Annotated in this window: 14 protein-coding genes; all 14 read left to right on the forward strand. The window is 71.6% G+C overall.

What is annotated here, in order from left to right; translation table 11 throughout:
• Positions 1-285: 285 nt before the first annotated feature.
• Positions 286-1,371: a hypothetical protein gene (locus ACN28G_RS10930; protein WP_091438230.1), complete on the forward strand. Its 1,086-nt coding sequence runs from the start codon at positions 286-288 to the stop codon at positions 1,369-1,371.
• 68 nt (positions 1,372-1,439) lie between these two features.
• Entirely contained in the window at positions 1,440-2,237 is a 798-nt protein-coding gene (locus ACN28G_RS10935) for a fumarylacetoacetate hydrolase family protein (protein ID WP_421479035.1), read from the forward strand.
• Positions 2,234-3,010: an SDR family oxidoreductase gene (locus ACN28G_RS10940; RefSeq protein WP_421479036.1), complete on the forward strand. Its 777-nt coding sequence runs from the start codon at positions 2,234-2,236 to the stop codon at positions 3,008-3,010. The genes ACN28G_RS10935 and ACN28G_RS10940 overlap by 4 nt, the downstream gene beginning before the upstream one ends.
• Positions 3,011-3,070: 60 nt before the next feature.
• Entirely contained in the window at positions 3,071-4,777 is a 1,707-nt protein-coding gene (locus tag ACN28G_RS10945) for a non-ribosomal peptide synthetase (RefSeq protein ID WP_421479037.1), read from the forward strand.
• Between the two features lie 2 nt (positions 4,778-4,779).
• On the forward strand, positions 4,780-6,555 hold the full coding sequence (asnB, locus tag ACN28G_RS10950; RefSeq protein WP_421479038.1) for an asparagine synthase (glutamine-hydrolyzing): 1,776 nt from the start codon (positions 4,780-4,782) through the stop codon (positions 6,553-6,555).
• Positions 6,552-7,964, forward strand: coding sequence for an AMP-binding protein (locus ACN28G_RS10955; RefSeq protein ID WP_421479039.1), 1,413 nt, complete (start codon positions 6,552-6,554; stop codon positions 7,962-7,964). The genes asnB and ACN28G_RS10955 overlap by 4 nt, the downstream gene beginning before the upstream one ends.
• Positions 7,965-7,996: 32 nt before the next feature.
• Entirely contained in the window at positions 7,997-8,194 is a 198-nt protein-coding gene (locus ACN28G_RS10960; protein ID WP_175440548.1) for an acyl carrier protein, read from the forward strand.
• On the forward strand, positions 8,181-9,413 hold the full coding sequence (locus tag ACN28G_RS10965) for a cytochrome P450 (RefSeq protein ID WP_091438254.1): 1,233 nt from the start codon (positions 8,181-8,183) through the stop codon (positions 9,411-9,413). The genes ACN28G_RS10960 and ACN28G_RS10965 overlap by 14 nt, the downstream gene beginning before the upstream one ends.
• Positions 9,410-10,132 carry a thioesterase II family protein gene (locus tag ACN28G_RS10970; RefSeq protein ID WP_091438257.1) on the forward strand — a complete coding sequence of 241 codons (723 nt, stop codon included), beginning with the start codon at positions 9,410-9,412 and terminating at the stop codon, positions 10,130-10,132. Before ACN28G_RS10965 ends, ACN28G_RS10970 begins: the two co-directional genes overlap by 4 nt.
• A complete protein-coding gene (locus ACN28G_RS10975; RefSeq protein WP_421479040.1) occupies positions 10,129-11,400 on the forward strand; it encodes an APC family permease in 1,272 nt (423 codons plus the stop codon). The genes ACN28G_RS10970 and ACN28G_RS10975 overlap by 4 nt, the downstream gene beginning before the upstream one ends.
• Before the next feature lie 2 nt (positions 11,401-11,402).
• Positions 11,403-12,095: a thioesterase II family protein gene (locus ACN28G_RS10980; protein WP_175440549.1), complete on the forward strand. Its 693-nt coding sequence runs from the start codon at positions 11,403-11,405 to the stop codon at positions 12,093-12,095.
• Entirely contained in the window at positions 12,092-13,411 is a 1,320-nt protein-coding gene (locus tag ACN28G_RS10985) for an MFS transporter (RefSeq protein ID WP_421479041.1), read from the forward strand. The genes ACN28G_RS10980 and ACN28G_RS10985 overlap by 4 nt, the downstream gene beginning before the upstream one ends.
• 15 nt (positions 13,412-13,426) lie before the next feature.
• Entirely contained in the window at positions 13,427-15,328 is a 1,902-nt protein-coding gene (locus ACN28G_RS10990) for a condensation domain-containing protein (protein WP_421479042.1), read from the forward strand.
• Positions 15,325-16,134 carry an alpha/beta fold hydrolase gene (locus ACN28G_RS10995; protein WP_091438276.1) on the forward strand — a complete coding sequence of 270 codons (810 nt, stop codon included), beginning with the start codon at positions 15,325-15,327 and terminating at the stop codon, positions 16,132-16,134. Before ACN28G_RS10990 ends, ACN28G_RS10995 begins: the two co-directional genes overlap by 4 nt.
• Positions 16,135-16,218: the final 84 nt, after the last annotated feature.

A 16,218-nucleotide genomic window follows, 5' to 3' on the forward strand; every position in this document is an offset into this window, starting at 1 on the left:
CTTGCGGGCATCGACGGCGGGCCATAATCTCGCTTACAGCAATAGAGATTGACCGAACCAAAGGCGGGGACGAAACTTTCGAGCTTTGCCGAGGCGCTGTCGAGGCGCAGCTGAATCCTGCCCGAAAGAAGTCGCCCCAAAGAGGAGGTCGGTCCGCGAAAACGTAAATCGGGCAAAGTGGCAGATTGGCATACGTCATTGCTGCTGTGCCGATCCAATCATCAGTCAGTACGTCAAACGGGCCCGCGGTGTGGCGGGCGACGTTTCGATCGAGGGGTGCACGGAATGTTGTTGGCAAGTGGTCTGCTCGCAGACAAGTCGGGCGTCGAGCTGCTCGACTGCACACTGCGCGAAGGTTCGTACGCCGTCGACTTCAATTTCGACGAGGGCTTCGTGTCCCATCTTCTCGCCAATCTGAACGAGAGCCGAATACCGCGGGTCGAGATCGGCCACGGGATCGGGCTGGAGGCGGAGCGGGCCGGGGCCAAGGCCGGCAGCATCAACCACCACCGCTGGTGCGAACTTGCCAACTCGACCCTGACGAACAAACCGTGGGGCATGTTCGCCCAACCCGAGTTCACCCGGCTGGAGACCATCGCCGAGATGACCTACCGGGGCATGTCGTTCGTCCGGGTCGGCCTGGAGCCCGACCGGGTCGGGCAGCACCTGGACTACCTCAACCGCGCCACCGACCTGTGCGGACAGGTCTACCTGAACCTGATGAAGACCAGCGCCACCCCGGTCGACCAGCTCGTCGACATGCTCGACGGGGTGAGCCCGGCGGTGGCCGGGGTCTACGTGGTCGACTCCTACGGCGCGATGCTCCCCTCCGACGTGCAGCGGTACGTCGCCGCGGTCAAGCAGCGCTTCCCGGTCGTGGGTTTCCACGGCCACGACAACCTCGGCATGGCCAACGTCAACACCATGGTCGCCATCGAGGCCGGCGCCACCATGGTGGACGGCACCCTCAACGGCGTCGGTCGGGGCTCGGGCAACGCGGCCATCGAGGCGCTGGCCGGCATCATCAAACTCTCCCAGGACGACCTGTTCGACTACCGGGAACTGGCCAGGCTGGCCGAGTACTGCCGGGCCAACATGGACGTCATTCCCGAGGACCGCACCATGCAGGTGCTCGGTGGGGTCATCGGCATCCACTCCGGTTTCTTCCCGCTGATCGCGGAGCTGGCCGCCCAGTGCGACACCGACCCCGCGTGCCTGATGGAGGCGGCGGTCCGGATCGCCAGGCAGAGCGCCCGCAAGGCCGACTTCTACGCCGCGGCCAACAGTTTCACCACCGCCCCGAGCCCCTTCACCACCACGTCCAGCAGCTTCCCGAACGGGGCCGTGCTGCTGGACAAGATCGCCGCCTAGCCGACGTGACACGGGAGAAGACAGTGCGACTGGCCAGAGTGGGAGAGTCCGGAGCGACGGAGATCGTCGTGGGGCGTCACGACGCCTGGTTCCGGCTGACGAGCATTTCCGGATACGAGAGCGTCACCCGCATCGCCGACATCGTGGGCGTACCCCAGCTGCGCGCGATCGCCGCCGCCGTCGACGACCAGGTCGACCGGCTGGAGACCGTCGAGGTCGACCTGGCGGTGGCCGGGGCGATCGCCGACGCCGACGCCGACATCTGGGGCGCCGGGCTCAACTACCGGCACCACTCCGAGGACCTGAACACCTCCCAGCCCGCCTCCGGTCCCGGTTCGTACCTGCGGCCCAGCGGCACCCTGGTGGGCAACGGTGGCACCATCGAGCTGCCCCGACAGTCCACCAGGGTGACCGCCGAGGCGGAACTGGGTCTGGTCGTCGGTCGCACCGCCAAGAACGTCTCCCGCGAGGACTGGCGCTCCGTGGTGGCCGGGGTCACCGCCGTGGTCGACATGACCGCCGAGGACGTGATCCGGGAGAACCCCCGCTACATCCCGTGGGCCAAGGGCTTCGACACCTTCTGCAGTCTGGGACCGGTGCTGGTCGGCCTGGACGAGTTCGGCGACGACCTCCTGCAGTCCCTGCAGATCACCACGGTGCGCAACGGGGAGAAGATCGCCTCGGCCACCCCGGCGGACATGAAGTACGACCTGGGCTACCTGGTGGAGTACTTCAGCGCCGGACGGACGCTGCGTCCCGGCACGGTCATCTGCACCGGCACGCCCGGCGCCGCCGTGATCAACCCCGGCGACACGGTCCAGGCCGTGGTGGAACACGTCGGCACGCTCACCCACCCGGTCCGGTGAGCGCTCAGGTGGACGGCTCGGCGGGGCGACGTGCCCTGGTGCTCTGCGGCACCCGGGGGATCGGTCTCGGGGTGGCGCGCTGCCTGGCCCGCGACGGTCACTCGGTGACCGTGCAGGGCACCGATCCGGCGCGGGCCGGCGAGACGGCCGGTGGCCTGCCCGGCACCGGGCACTCCTCGTTCGCCTGCGACTTCGCCCGACCCGACGAGGTCGGCAAGCGGGTCGCCGAGACCGGGCCGTACGACGTCGTGCTGCTCAACTCGCCGGGCGCCGCGGCCGGCACGGTCGAGGGCCTCTCCACCGCACAGCTGCGGCAGGCGGTCGACCTGATGCTCCTGTCGCTGCACAGCGCGGTCGAGGCGGTGCTCCCGACGATGCGGGACAACCGGTGGGGGCGGCTGGTCGCGGTCACCTCCAGCTCGCTGGCCACGCCGATCACCGGCCTGGCCGCCTCCTCGGTGGTCCGGGCCGCGGTGCAGTCCTACCTGAAACTGCTGGCCGAGAGCGTGGGCCGGTTCGGCATCACGGTCAACCACGTCATCCCCGGCAAGATCGACACCGATCGGCTCCGGTCGGTCGAGGCCGCCGGCGCCGCCCGCGCCGGCAGCGACCCCGACGCGGTACGCACCGCGACGCTGGCCGCCATCCCGGTGGGCCGGTACGGAACCCCGCAGGACGTGGGGGAGTTGGTGTCCTTCCTGGCCAGTGACCGGGCGGCGTACCTGACCGGCGTGGGGATCCCCTGCGACGGCGGTTACGTCCGGTCGATCTGAACGACAGCTCCAGACGCCCGCGCGCGGCGCGTCCGCCAACCGAGAGGAAGCCGAGGCGAGATGGAAACCCTGCAGATGTCCGTCGTCGACGGAGTCGCCCGCGCCGTGCGCGACCATCCGGACCGCGACGCCCTGCGCACCGTGGACACCACCATCAGCTACCGCAGGTTCGGTGAGCTCGTCGAGGACGTCGCGCACCGGATCGAGGCCGGTACCGTGCCCGGCGAGTTCGTCGGCATCCAGGCCGACCGGGGCGCCGGCGCGATCGTGGCCATGGTCGGGGCGATGCGCGCCGGCCGGCCGTTCGTCTTCGTCGACCGCCGCGACAGCGAGGCGTCGAACTCCGAGAAGCTGCGCCTGCTCGGCGTCCGGGTGCTGGCGCGTCCGGGTGCGGGCGACGACCCGGTACGGCTGACCGAGGTGCCGGACCGGTGGCGCTGTGCCGACGCGGCCCCGACGGACCTCCCGTTCGCCGCCGGTGAACTGTGCTACGCCATCCAGACCTCGGGCTCGACCGGGAAACCGAAGTGCGTCCTGGTCCGCACCGCCCCGCTGGCGGCGGTGATACGCGACCACGTCGACCGGCTGGGCATCGGCCCCGGCGACACGACCCTGCAGTTCGCCCGGCTGACCTTCGACGGCTGCATCACCGAGATCCTCTGGACGCTGACCGCGGGGGCGCGCCTGGTGGTGCTGGACGAGGCGTACCTCGCGCCCGGACCGGTGCTGCAGAACACCCTGGAGCGCTTCGGCGTCACCCACCTCAAGACCACCCCGTTCGCGCTCACCGTTACCGAACCCACCACGGCGATGAGCCTCAAGCACGTGATCAACGGCGGCGGCGCGTGCCGGCCGGCCGTGCTGCGCCGGTGGTCGGCGGTGGCGAGCTTCCACAACGCGTACGGGCTGACCGAGACAACGGTGTGCAACCTGCTTACCGACCCGCTCGACGCCGACGACTGCGCCGAGTCGGTGCCGCTGGGCGAGCTGGTGGGCGACTGCGACTACCAGATCCGCGACCTCGACGACCCGGCCGCCACGGCCACCCGGGGCGAGCTGGTGATCACCGGCAACAGTGTGGCCGCCGGCTACCTCACCGAACGGGGCGTACAGCCCTTCGGCACGCCCGGGGAGACGGCCGCCTACCACACCGGCGACGTCGTGGAGGCCCGCGCGGGCCGGCTGTACTACGTGGAACGACGCGACCGCCAGGTCAAGGTACGCGGCTACCGGCTCGATCCCGGTGAGATCGAGAGCGCCGTGTGCCGGCTGCCCGAGGTACGCGACGCGGTGGTGGTGGCCGAGACCCACGACGGCGCGGACGCCGCCGACCTGGCCGCCCTGGTCTGCTACTACCAGGGCGACGCCGACGCCCGCGCGGTCCGCCGGCACCTGGAGGGCCAGCTCGACCCGTACAAGATCCCCTCGGTCTTCACCCGGGTGGAGGTCTTCCCGCACACCCGCAACGGCAAGGTCGACCGGGACGCGCTGCAGGCGGGCCGGCTGGCCGCCGCCGAGGCGGGCGGACCCACCGCCCCGGCCACCGACGCCGGCCAGGAGGTGCTGCGCCTGGTGCGGACCCTCACCGGCGTGGAGGACGTCGGGCCGAACGACAACTTCTTCGACGTCGGCGGCGACTCCGCCTCGGCCGTCGTCCTGGTCACCCGGCTCAAGGAGCTGGGCTGGGTCGACGTCGGGGTCCGTGACGTGCTGCGCGCCGAGGACCTGCGGGCCCTGACCGACCGGCTGCCGGAACGGAGCGTGTGACGATGTGCGGTCTGTGCGGGACCTTCGCTCCCGACGGCACCCTCGACCGGGGCGTCACCGCGGCGATGCAGTCGCGGCTGGTCCACCGGGGACCGGACGAGACGTACTCGTTCAACACCCCGATCCTGTCCATGAAGCTCGGCCGGCTCGGCATGACCGCGCTCGCCGACGGCTGGCAGCCCACCGAGGACCGCAGCGGGCGGTACGTGGCGATGACCAACGGCGAGGTGTTCAACGAGCCGGAGCTGCGCACCCGGCTCGGCGGTCCCCGTCCGGCGAACCGGGTCGACGTGGCGGTCGTACCGGAGCTGTTCGCCCGCTACGGCCCGGACGGGCTCGCGCTCATCGACGGGCAGTTCGCCACGGCCATCTTCGACCGGGCGGAGAACCAGCTCTACCTCGGCCGGGACCGGTTCGGCGTCTGCCCGCTGTACTACGCCGACGTCGACGGCCTCACGCACTTCTGCTCGGAGCTGAAACCTCTGGTCAGCAGCGTTCCCGTGCAGTGGCAGCTCGACGTCGGCGCGGTCGACCAGTACCTGTCGCTGGGCAACGTGGTGGCCCCCCGGACCCTGGTGCGCGGCGTGCGCGCGGTGCCACCGGGCTGCCTGGTCCGCTTCGGCGCGCACGCCCCGACGACCCTGCGGTACTGGCGCTACGGCGAGTTCGCCGTCGCCGACCAGCCGGCCTCGGCCGAGGAGATCCGGGACACCGTGCAGCGGGCGGTGGCCGACCGGCTGCGCGCCGACGTGGAGATCGGCGCCTACCTCAGCGGCGGCTTCGACTCCACCACGCTGGTCATGGAGGCCGCCCGACTGCAGGAGAAACCGCCGCGTACCTTCTCGGTTCTCTTCGACGACGCCGCGTTGGACGAGGGCCGGTTCCAGCGTGAGGTGGCCGACGCGGTGGGCAGCGAACACCACCAGATCCGGTGCAGCCCCGCACACGTCGCCGCGGAGTTCGAGCAGATGGTGCGGCACTGCTGCTATCCGCAGCGGGAGACCTACAACGTGGCCGCCCTGATGCTCTCGCGGCAGGTCCGGCTCACCGGGCTCAAGGGGGTGATCTCCGGCGAGGGCGCCGACGAGCTGTTCTTCGGCTACGACTCGTACGCCTTCGACGGGGCCCGTCGCCGCACCCGCGATCCGCGCGCTGAGAACGAGCAGGCCTGGGGTCGGGCAGACTTCGCCTGGGAGGTCGACTGGCGCAAGGTCGAACGCCGACGGGAGCTCTGCCTCGCCCCGGGCACCACCGCCGCCCTGGCCGGCCAGGAGTTCTGGCGGGACCGGCTGATCCCCTTCGACGACCACGAGCTGGGCGAGCTGACCCCGATGCAGCTGCGCTCGATCGCCGACGTGTACGTCCAGCTCGGCGGGCACCTGCTCGGCGACCACGGGGACACCATGCTGATGGCCAACTCGGTCGAGGGCCGCTACCCGTTCCTCGGCAACTCCGTGGTGGACCTGGGGCTGCGTACCGCCGACACGCAGAAGGTCGTCGACTTCGAGGGCAAGGCGTGCCTCAAGCAGGCCTACGACGGGATCGTCCCGCAGCCCGTGCTGCACCGGGCGAAACAGGGCTTCACCGCGTACGGCCTGTCGGCGATCGCCGACCAACCCACCCTGGCGGCCTGGCGGGAACTGGTCGCCGACAGCGGCGTGTTCCGGCCGGACGCGCTCGACGCGTTGGTCGCGGCACAGACACCTGACAAGTGGGACGTCCGGCTGAGCGTGATCAGCATCAGCATGGTCATCGACGAACTGGGGTTGCGACTGTGACCGACGAGTGGCACGACCTGCTCCACGGCGACCGCTGGCGGTCGACCGGGACGCTCTGGGTCGAGGACGGTACCGAGTACACCTGGGAGCAGGTCGACGCGCTGGCCGCGACGATCGAGGAGCGCATCACCTCGGCCGGTCCGGTCCGGGTGGTGCGGGTCTGCTCCCCGGCGAAGCTGGGCTGCTTCGCGGGTCAGCTGGCGGCCTGGCGGACCGGCTGCGTGGCGATCGCCGACGACGGCACGCTCGGCCCGGCCGAGCTGGACCTGGTCCGGCCCGAGCTCACCCTCGCGGTGACCGTCGCGCCGCGACCGACCGTCGACGAACGGGAACGCGCGGCCGAGTCGTTGCCGCCGCAGCGGATCCCCGCCGAGGTCGTGGCGGTCAACTTCACCTCCGGCAGCACCGGCAGCCGCAAGGCCGTCGCGGTGACCCGGGGCAACCTGGTGGCGTTGTTCGGCTGCCGGGGCCTGGACGTGCCGGTGACCGACCGGCTGACCGCCGGCAGTTTCGCCCTGTCGGCGTACGACGGGTGGTGGTTCGACACCTGGAAGGCGGTCGCGGTCGGCGGACGGGTGGTCTGCCTGCCGAACGTCAACGAGGACGTCTTCGCCTGGCCGGAACTGGTCGAGAAGTACGCCGTCGACCGGGTGCTGCTGCCGGCCGCCGTCGTCGCCACGCTGGTCGAGGCGATGCCGGAGTGCCTGGCGGGCATCGGGTGGATCTTCAGCGGCGGTGAGCAGTTCCGGGCCACCACCTACCGGCAGGCCCGCCGGGCCGGCCTGACCAACCGGTTCGTCAACCTGTACGGCCCCACCGAGGCGACCTTCGCCACCCACCGCTACGACCTGCCGGAGACCCTGCCGTCGGCGACGATCCCCATCGGTCGGGCGTTGGACGGCTGCGAGCAGACCCTGCGCGATCTCGACGAGCCCGGTACCGACCGGCCCGAACTGGTCGTCGGCGGTCCGCTGGTCTGCCTGGGCTACCTGCGCGACGGTACGGTCAGCCGCCGGTTCACCGACCCCGGGGGCCGGCCGTCGTACCGCACCGGTGACCTGGTCGACGACCAGGACGGCGACCTGGTCTACGCCGGCCGCCGCGACAGCCAGATCAAGGTCAACGGGGTACGGGTCGACGCCGCCGCCCTGGAGCACCGGGTGACCGGCCTGGCCGGCGTGCTCGACTGTCGGGTCGTCCAGGACGAGCGGCTGACGGTCGCCTTCGTCCGCACCGCCGACACCCCGGGTGACCGCGACGTGCAGGTCGGCGTCGAGTCCGTGGTCCGGCAGTTCTCACCGGCGATCAGGGTGCACCTGATCGAGCGTTTCCCCACCAAGACCGGCGGCAAGGTCGACACCGCCGCCCTGATCAGCCTCCACCGGGAAGAAAGGGACGGACCGAAGTGAGCGGGATTTCGGTAGAAATGATCATCGATTGCGTGCGGAAGGTGGCCGACAAGGAGGTCGCGCCGGACACCGACATCTTCTCCGCCGGTGTCGACTCTTTGTCGGTGCTGCGCTGCCGGGCGATGCTGCGCCAGCAGACCGGCGTCCAGGTGCCCGGACACGTGTTCTTCGGCGGGCGTACCCCGGCGGGCATCGTCGAGCTGATCGGAGCGCAGCATGTTGGTCGTTGAGGACAGTCCGCTGTACTCGGCGCGGTTCTTCGCCGAGGACGACCCGTACGCCTATCTGGCCGACCTGCGCGAGAACGCCCCGGTGTCGCTGCACCGCCGTTCCGACGGATACGCGTTCTACGCGTTGACCCGCTACGCCGACGTGTACACCGCCTACGTCGACCACGTCCGGCTCAGTTCCGCCTACGGCACCATGGTCGACGGGTCGTACCGGCCGGAGAAGGACTCCGCCTCCGGTCGGATGCTCATCGTGGCCGACGAACCGGCCCACGGCATCATCAAGAAACCCATCAAGACCAGCGGTTTCAGTCGGGCGATGCTGGCCCGCATCGGCGAGACCGTCCGGCGCAACATCCGCGACGCGCTGGGTCAGCTGTCGGTGGGCGACCGCCTCGACTTCAGCACCGTCGTGGCGCCCGCGCTGCCCAAGGGCGTGCTGGAGGTGCTCTTCGGCATCGGCCCGGACGACGCCACCACCCTGCTGGACCACACCCGGGTGATGATCGGCTACCGCGACCAGGCCTACGTCGGGGACTCCCCGTTGGACTCGCTTGTCGACGCCCAGCTCGACGTCCTGGACTTCATCGACGACCTGATCGGCCAGCGGCTGCGCACCGGCGACGACCAGGACATGATCGGCTTCCTGGCGCAGTGCGTCGCCTCCGGCCAGCTGACCCGGGACGTGGCGCTGCTCAACGGCCTGAACGTGGCCGTCGGCGGCAACGAGACCACCCCGCACACGGCAAGCCTCTGCGTGAGCACCATTCACGACGAGCCCGCGCAGTGGCGCAAACTGGTCGACGGAAACGTCTCCAGCGACGTCGCCACCAACGAGTTCCTGCGCTGGACCTCGACAAACAGTTATGTCCAGCGGTTGACGGTTTCCGATGTCGAGATAGGTGGGTACACCATCCCCGCCGACAGCTTCGTCACCCTGTGGAACATGTCGGCCAACCGCGATTCGACGGTGTTCGACAACCCCGACTCGTTCATAATCGACCGACCCGACAACAAGCAGATCGCCTTCGGCGCGGGGGTGCACCGCTGCATCGGCGCACCGGCGGCGACCTTGGAGATTCAGATGTTCCTCGAGGAACTGGCCGCCTGGGACAAGGCATTCACCGTGGTGGGCACCCCGCAACGGTTGCACTCCAACTTCATGCTGGGCCTGACCGAACTGCCGGTCGAGGTGGTCAAGGCCCGGGACCTCGGCGCATGAGCCCGCATGCCGACCCCGTGGACCTGGTCGCCGCGTTCCCGGCGGCCGGCTCCGGCGGCACCACCCTGGAGCAGGTGGAGAAACTCGCCGCCCGGCGCGGCCTGGTGTACCTGGCCCTGGCCAACCCCGACTCGGTCGACGCGGTCGAGTCGGGGCGGTGGCGGGCGGCCACCGTCGAGCGGCTGCGGCAGGCCACCGCGGATCACCCGGTCGGCCGGGTGCTGCTGTTCGGCCACTGCATGGGTGGGCTCTCCGCGGTCCGGATCGCCGACGGCCTCGCCGCTGCGCTGGGGCTGCCGGTGCGGGTGCTGGCCGTCAACACCCCCTGCCCGGACCAGGCCGGCCGCATCCCGACCATGACCGACCTCTCCGACGCCGAGATCGGCACCCTGCTGGCCCACGACGGCTTCCCGCAGGACCTGCTCGACGACGAGGACATGCTCGCCGAGATCGCCGACGGGCTGCGCGACGAGGCCCGGGTCGCCGACCGGCTGGCCGAGCAGGTGGCCGCCGGCGACGCCGTCGCCACCCTGCACCTGCTGTCCATGCGCGGCGACGCGTTCATCCCACCCGAGCGGTGCGTCGACTGGTGGCGGCGGGTCGACGGCGACTTCCAGGTGATCGTCACCGACGGCGGCCACGGCATCGACGAGACATCGGTAGGGCTGCTCGAACGGGTGGTCACCGGAGCCCTGACCGACCAGGTGGAGCGGGTGTGAGCGATCTTCAGCGGAGGATGGGCGGTACGGTCGGCACCTTCGTGGCGCTGGCCACCATCCTGGGCAGCGGGATGATGATCCTGCCCGGCACCAGCTACCACGAGCTGGGCCGGTCGGCGTGGATACCCTGGGCCGTCGCGGCGGTCTCGGTCGTCCCGCTGCTCTACTGCTACGCCTGGCTCGGCCGGCACCACCCGTCGGCCTCCGGGGTCGCGCACTACTCCGGGATCACCTTCGGCCCGGCGGTCGGCCGTACCGCCGGGATGCTGGCCGCCCTGGCGCTGGTAGCCGGCATCCCGGCGACCGCCATCACCGGTGGCCGCTACGTCGCCGAGTTCTCCGGCGTGGCCAGCCTCAACTGGGTGTTCCCGGTGGCCGTGCTGGTCGGTGCCACGGTGGTGGCGTGCCTGGGCGCCAACGTGTCGGGCCGGCTGCAGGTCGGCCTGATCGTCGCGCTGTTCGCCCTGGTGCTCTGCACCGCGGTCTTCGCGCTGAAGGCCAACGGGGTGACCGCACCGGCCACCACGCTGCCCCGCTTCGGCACCCTCGGCGCGGTGCTCACCGCCGTGTACGTGGCCTTCACCGGCTGGGAGACGGTGGCGTTCACCTTCGAGGAACACAAGCGGCCCGACCTCATCCCGCGGATCTTCGCCGCCTCGTACGTGATCGTGGTGGCGCTCTACGCGCTGCTGCTGTTGAGCCTCTTCGCCGTGGTGGACCCCGCCGAGAAGGCCCTGGAGTCGGCGCCGCTGCTGATCCTCGCCCAGCACGCCCTCGGTGACCTGGGCCGGCCGATCATGCTGCTGCTGGCCGTCGCGTGCATCACCGCCAACGTCTGCGCCTCGGTGTTCGCGTTGTCCCGGCTGGTCTTCGGCATGGCCCGCAGCGGCTACCTGCCCGCGCCGCTGAGCCGGGTCCGCGAGCACGACCGCAACCCGGTCACCGCGGTCCTGGCGGTCGGGGCGGCCCTGACCGCGATCGTGGTGCTCTCCACCAGCGGACTGGTCGGCTTCCAGGTGCTGTTCGTCGTCTCCGGCGGCATCTACTTCGTGCTGTACGGCGTCGGCGCCGCCGCGTTCGCCAAACTGGCCTCCGGCGAGCTGGCCCGGTGGGTGAGCGTGGCCTGCGCGGTGACGGTGCTCGCCGTGACCCTGCTGGCCGGCCCGCCGATGTGGCTGTGCTGGGCCCTGTTCGCCCTGCTCTGCCTGGCGTTCCTGCGGCTGCGCCGGCGACCGGCGGCACCGGTGACCTCCCCGGCCGGGAGGTGACCGTGGACGACATCGCGATCTTCTGCGGCGCCGGTTCCTTCGGCGGCGAGTTCCAGCCCCTGGTCGACGCGGTCGGCGCCGGGGCGTGGCTGGTGCGCTACCCGGGCCGCACCGGGCGTGGCTTCGGCGTGCCGGCGGAGTCGTTCGACGCCCTCGTCGACGGCTGCGCGAAGCAGATCGTCGACCGGGGGGCCGCCGGCACGGTGCTGCTCGGGCACAGTTTCGGCGCCTACGTCGCGTACGCCACCGCCCTGCGCCTGCCCCCGACCGTGCGGGTCAGTGCCCTGGTGCCGGTCGGCGCCACCGCACCCGCGCTGCTGGAGGTGCCGACGCGGGCCACCGGCACCCCCGCCGACGCGGCGGCGTACCTGGCCGACATCGACCCCGACGCGCTGGCCGCCGCTCCGTCGGACGACTGGCGCGAGATCGTCGCCGAGACGGTGGTGACCGACATGCGGCTGCTCACCGGTTTCGACACCACCGCCGCAGCCCGGCTGCCGGTCCCGATCCTCGCCGCCCGGGGCGACACCGACACGTTGGCCCCGGCCGACGGCGTCACCGCCTGGCGGCGGCACACCGAGCAGCCCTGCACGGTGCGCAGCTTCCCCGGCGGCCACTCCGGGGTCCTGCGCACGTCGGCGTTCGTGTCCTGGCTGGGTGAGCTGGTCGGCACCGGCGAGAGGAGACTGCCATGACCGTCGTGGACCACCCCGACGGCACCGTCGCGCCGGAGCCCCCCGCCGCGTCGGACCGGTCGCTCTGGCACAACCAGGACTTCCTCAAGTTCTGGTCCGGCGAGGCGCTGTCGCTGTTCGGCAGCCAGATCACCAACCTGGCCCTGCCGCTGACCGCGGTGATCTACTTCAACGCCACCGCCCAGCAGGTGGGTCTGCTGCGGTTCCTGCAGTGGGCGCCGTACCTGTTCCTGGCGATGCTCTTCGGCGTCTGGGTGGACCGCTACCGGCGAAAGCCGATCATGCTGCTGGCCAACAGCGTCCGGCTGGTCGCGATCGCGATGGTGCCGCTGCTGGCCTTCTACGACCTGCTGCCCATCGGCGGCCTGATGGTCATCGCCTGTGTGGTCGGGATCTTCTCGGTGCTGTTCGAGGTGAGCTGGCTGTCGTTCGTGCCCACCCTGGTCAAGCACCCGACGCGGTTCGTCGAGGCCAACCAGAAGATGGGCGTCACCCAGTCCACCGCCGACGTGGCCGGCCCCGGCGCGGCCGGGGTGCTGATCGGCTGGCTCGGCCCGCCCACCGCGCTGGTGGTCGACGCCCTGTCGTACCTGGCCTCGCTGGCCATGCTGCTCTGGATCCGGACCCCGGAGCCGGCCCCGCCTCGGGCGGCGCAACGCCACGTCGGCCGGGAACTCCTCGAGGGTGTGCGCTGGGTGTTCGGCCACCGGCTGCTGCGGCCGCTGGCCCTGCTGGCCCCGTTCACCAACTTCTCCCTCACCTGCGTGTCGACGCTGTTCCTGCTCTACGCCGTGCGGGACAAGGGCCTGAACGCGGCCACCGTCGGGTTGATCCTGTCGGTGTCGGCGGTCGGTGCGCTGGTGGGTGCCCTGGTCTCCCGGGCGATCATCCGCCTGTTTCCGGTCGGCCTGGTCTACGGGGTGGCCCTGGCCGCCATCTACACCACCCCGCTGCTGATCCCGCTTGCCGACGGCCCCCGGCCGGTGGTGGTCGGCCTGTTCATGCTCTCGCTGCTGCTGGGCTACCTCGGCTCGGGGCTGTCCAACGTGGTGCAGCTGACCATCCGCCAGACCAGCACCCCGACCGCGCTGATGGGCCGGATGAACGCGGCCTTCCGCACCCTGCTGTTCGGCGGGGCGGCGCTCGGCGGCCTGGTCGCCGGCCTGATCGGTGGCGCGATGAGCCTGCGTGCCGCGCTGACCGTGGTGGCGGTCGGCTCGGCGGCGATGGTCGTACCGCTGGCCCTGTCGTCGGTGGTGCGGCTACGCACGATGCCCGAACCGGTAGGCGACCCCGCGCCGGCCGGCACCGACTGACCCAAGGAGGACGACATGACGGTCGACATCGGATCCGACGACCGCCCCGACACCCGGGTCCGGCGGCTCTCCCTCGCCCAGGAACAACTGTGGTTCCTCGACCAACTCGCCCCCGGCGAGGCCACCTACACCGTGCTGATGGTGTGGCGGCTGCGCGGGCCGCTGCGGGTGGACCTGCTGCGCCGCGCCCTGACGCTGGTGGTGGCCCGGCACGAGGCGCTGCGGGTGACCATCGACCACGTCGAGGGCGAGCCGTACCAGCGGGTGACCCCCGCCGGCGAGGTGCCGCTGCCGGTGACGGACCTGCGTACGCTGCCGCCGGCCGAGCGGGAGCAGCGGGTCCGGGCCGAGATCGACGCCCGCCGCGACGAGCCGTTCGACCTGGCCGCCGGGCCGCTGTGCCGGTTCGCGCTGCTGCGGGTGGCCGACGACGAGTACGTGTTCTGCCAGGGCTTCCACCACATCGTCACCGACGGCTGGTCGGCCGCGGTGGTCAACACCGAGCTGGCCGGGGCGTACCGGAGCCTGCACGCCGGCGGCGAGCCCACCTTCGACGACGCCGACCTGGACTTCACCGGCTACGCCCAGGCCCAGCGGGACCGGCTCACCGGTGCGGTGCTCGCCGAGGAGCTGGCGTTCTGGCGGGAGCGGCTGGCCGGCCTGCCGGTGCTGGACCTGCCGGCCGACCGGCCCCGCCCGGGCGCAGCCGAGCACCGGGGCGCGACGCTGATCCGGCAGTTCCCCGCCGACCTGCGCGGGCTCGTCCAGCGGCTGGCCGACGACCACAACGCCTCGCCCTTCATGGTGCTCGCCGCCGCGTTCGACCTGGTGCTCTCCCGCTACACCGGCGCGGTGGACGTACCGGTCGGGGTGCCCATGCTGGGCCGGCCGGAACCGGAGCTCGAGGCGCTGGTCGGTATGTTCGTCAACATGACGGTGCTGCGCACCGACCTGTCCGGGGACCCGACCTTCGGCGAGCTGATCGACCGGGTCGCCGACGGCACGCTGGAGCTCTACGAGCACCAGGAGGTCGCGTTCAACCAGGTGGTCGACGCGGTACGCCCGGTGCGTGACGCCGACCGCAACCCGTTGTTCGACGTCAGCCTCCAACTGCTCGGCGAGAGCAACTCGGGGGAGAACCTGGACCTGCCCGAGGTGACCGCCGAGTACGTGCCGCTGGAGTCGCGCACCTCCCGCTTCGACATGGCGATCAACCTCATCGACACCGGCGACGGACTGCGGGCCAACGTCGAGTACGCCAGCGACCTGTTCGACAGGTGGCGCATCGAGGCGCTGCTCGGCCACCTGGAGACGGTCCTGCGCGGCGCCGCCGCCGACCCGGACCGGCGGTTGTCGCAGCTGGCGCTGGTGACCGGCGCCGAGGCCGAGCAGCTCCTCGCCGCCGGCCGGGACGCCGACGCGACCGGACCGGTCTACGTCGTCGACCCGACGCTGAACCTGCTGCCCCGGGGGGTGCCCGGTGAGCTGCTGCGCGTCGTCGAGCCGACCGGCACCGACCCGCAGGCCGTCGCCGACCCGTTCCGCCCCGGCGGGTACGTCGTGCGCACCGGTGAGCGGGTGCGGTGGAGCGCCGACCTGCGCCTGGAAACCCTGGAGGGGCCCGGCGACGGTGCCGCCCCGGCTGGTCCGACGGCCGACGCCGCAGACGACGCGCCCCGGACGCCGACCGAGCAGCGGGTGGCCGACATCTTCGGCGAGGTGCTCTCCCGCGACGGCGTCGGCGCGCAGGAGTCCTTCTTCGCCGTCGGCGGCAACTCGTTGCAGGCGATGCGGGTGGTCAGCCGGATCAACAAGGGCTTCGGCATCAAGCTCAGCGTCCGGACGATGTACGGCAACCCGACCGTGCGGGCGGTCGCGGCGGCGGTCGACCAGAAGACGGGGGGCAGCGGGGCGTGACGACGTCACTCGACCTCGACCGGATCGTCCCGCTGGCCACCGGCGGCAGCGGGACACCCCTGTTCTGCGTGCACCCCGGCTCCGGGTCGGCGTACCCGTACCAGCCGCTGGCCGGGATCCTCGGCGACGACCGCCCGGTGTACGGCATCGAGGCCCCCGGCTTCGACGACGACCGCGAGCCGGTGACCTCGCTGCCCGCGCTCTGCGCCGAGTACGCCGACACCCTGCGGGCGTTCCGGCCGGCCGGGGACTTCCTGCTGCTCGGCTGGTCGCTCGGCGGGGTCATCGCCCTGGACCTGGCAAAACGGCTCACCGCGGCCGGGGCGCGGGTGCCCCGGGTGGTGCTGGTCGACGTCAGTGTGCCGCACCTCGCCGCGCTGCCGGACGAACGGGAGATCGCCGAGCGGTTCCTGCACGACCTGCTCGCCGCCGGCGGGACACCACCACCGTCGTTGGACGGCGTCCTGACCGGGCTGCCGGCCGACGCCGACGCGGCGGCGGTCTTCACCGCGGCGGTACGCGCCGGCGTCGTGCCGCCGGATCTGGACGAGGAACTGCTGACCGGGCGGTACGCGGTGTTCCACGCCCACGTCGAGGCGTCCTACGGCTACCAGGTGACCGGCGCGTACCACGGCCCGGTGGTGCACCTGGTCGCCGCGGACTCGGACGGGCCGCACCTGCGGTGGGCGCCGACCGTGACCGACCTGACCGAACACCTGGTACCCGGCACCCACCACTCGATCTGGGCCGGCGACGGGCTGCGCCGGCTGGCCGGGCTGGTCCGCTCGGCCCTGGCGGGCACCTGAGCGACCTCCACGCCTGCCGGGTTGACATCAACCGCGGTTGAGGTCGGAGGCTGGGCGGGTCAGGACACCGGACCGCAGAGGGGA

The organism is Micromonospora sp. WMMA1923 (assembly GCF_049179195.1).
GTDB classification, from domain to species: domain Bacteria; phylum Actinomycetota; class Actinomycetes; order Mycobacteriales; family Micromonosporaceae; genus Micromonospora; species Micromonospora yangpuensis.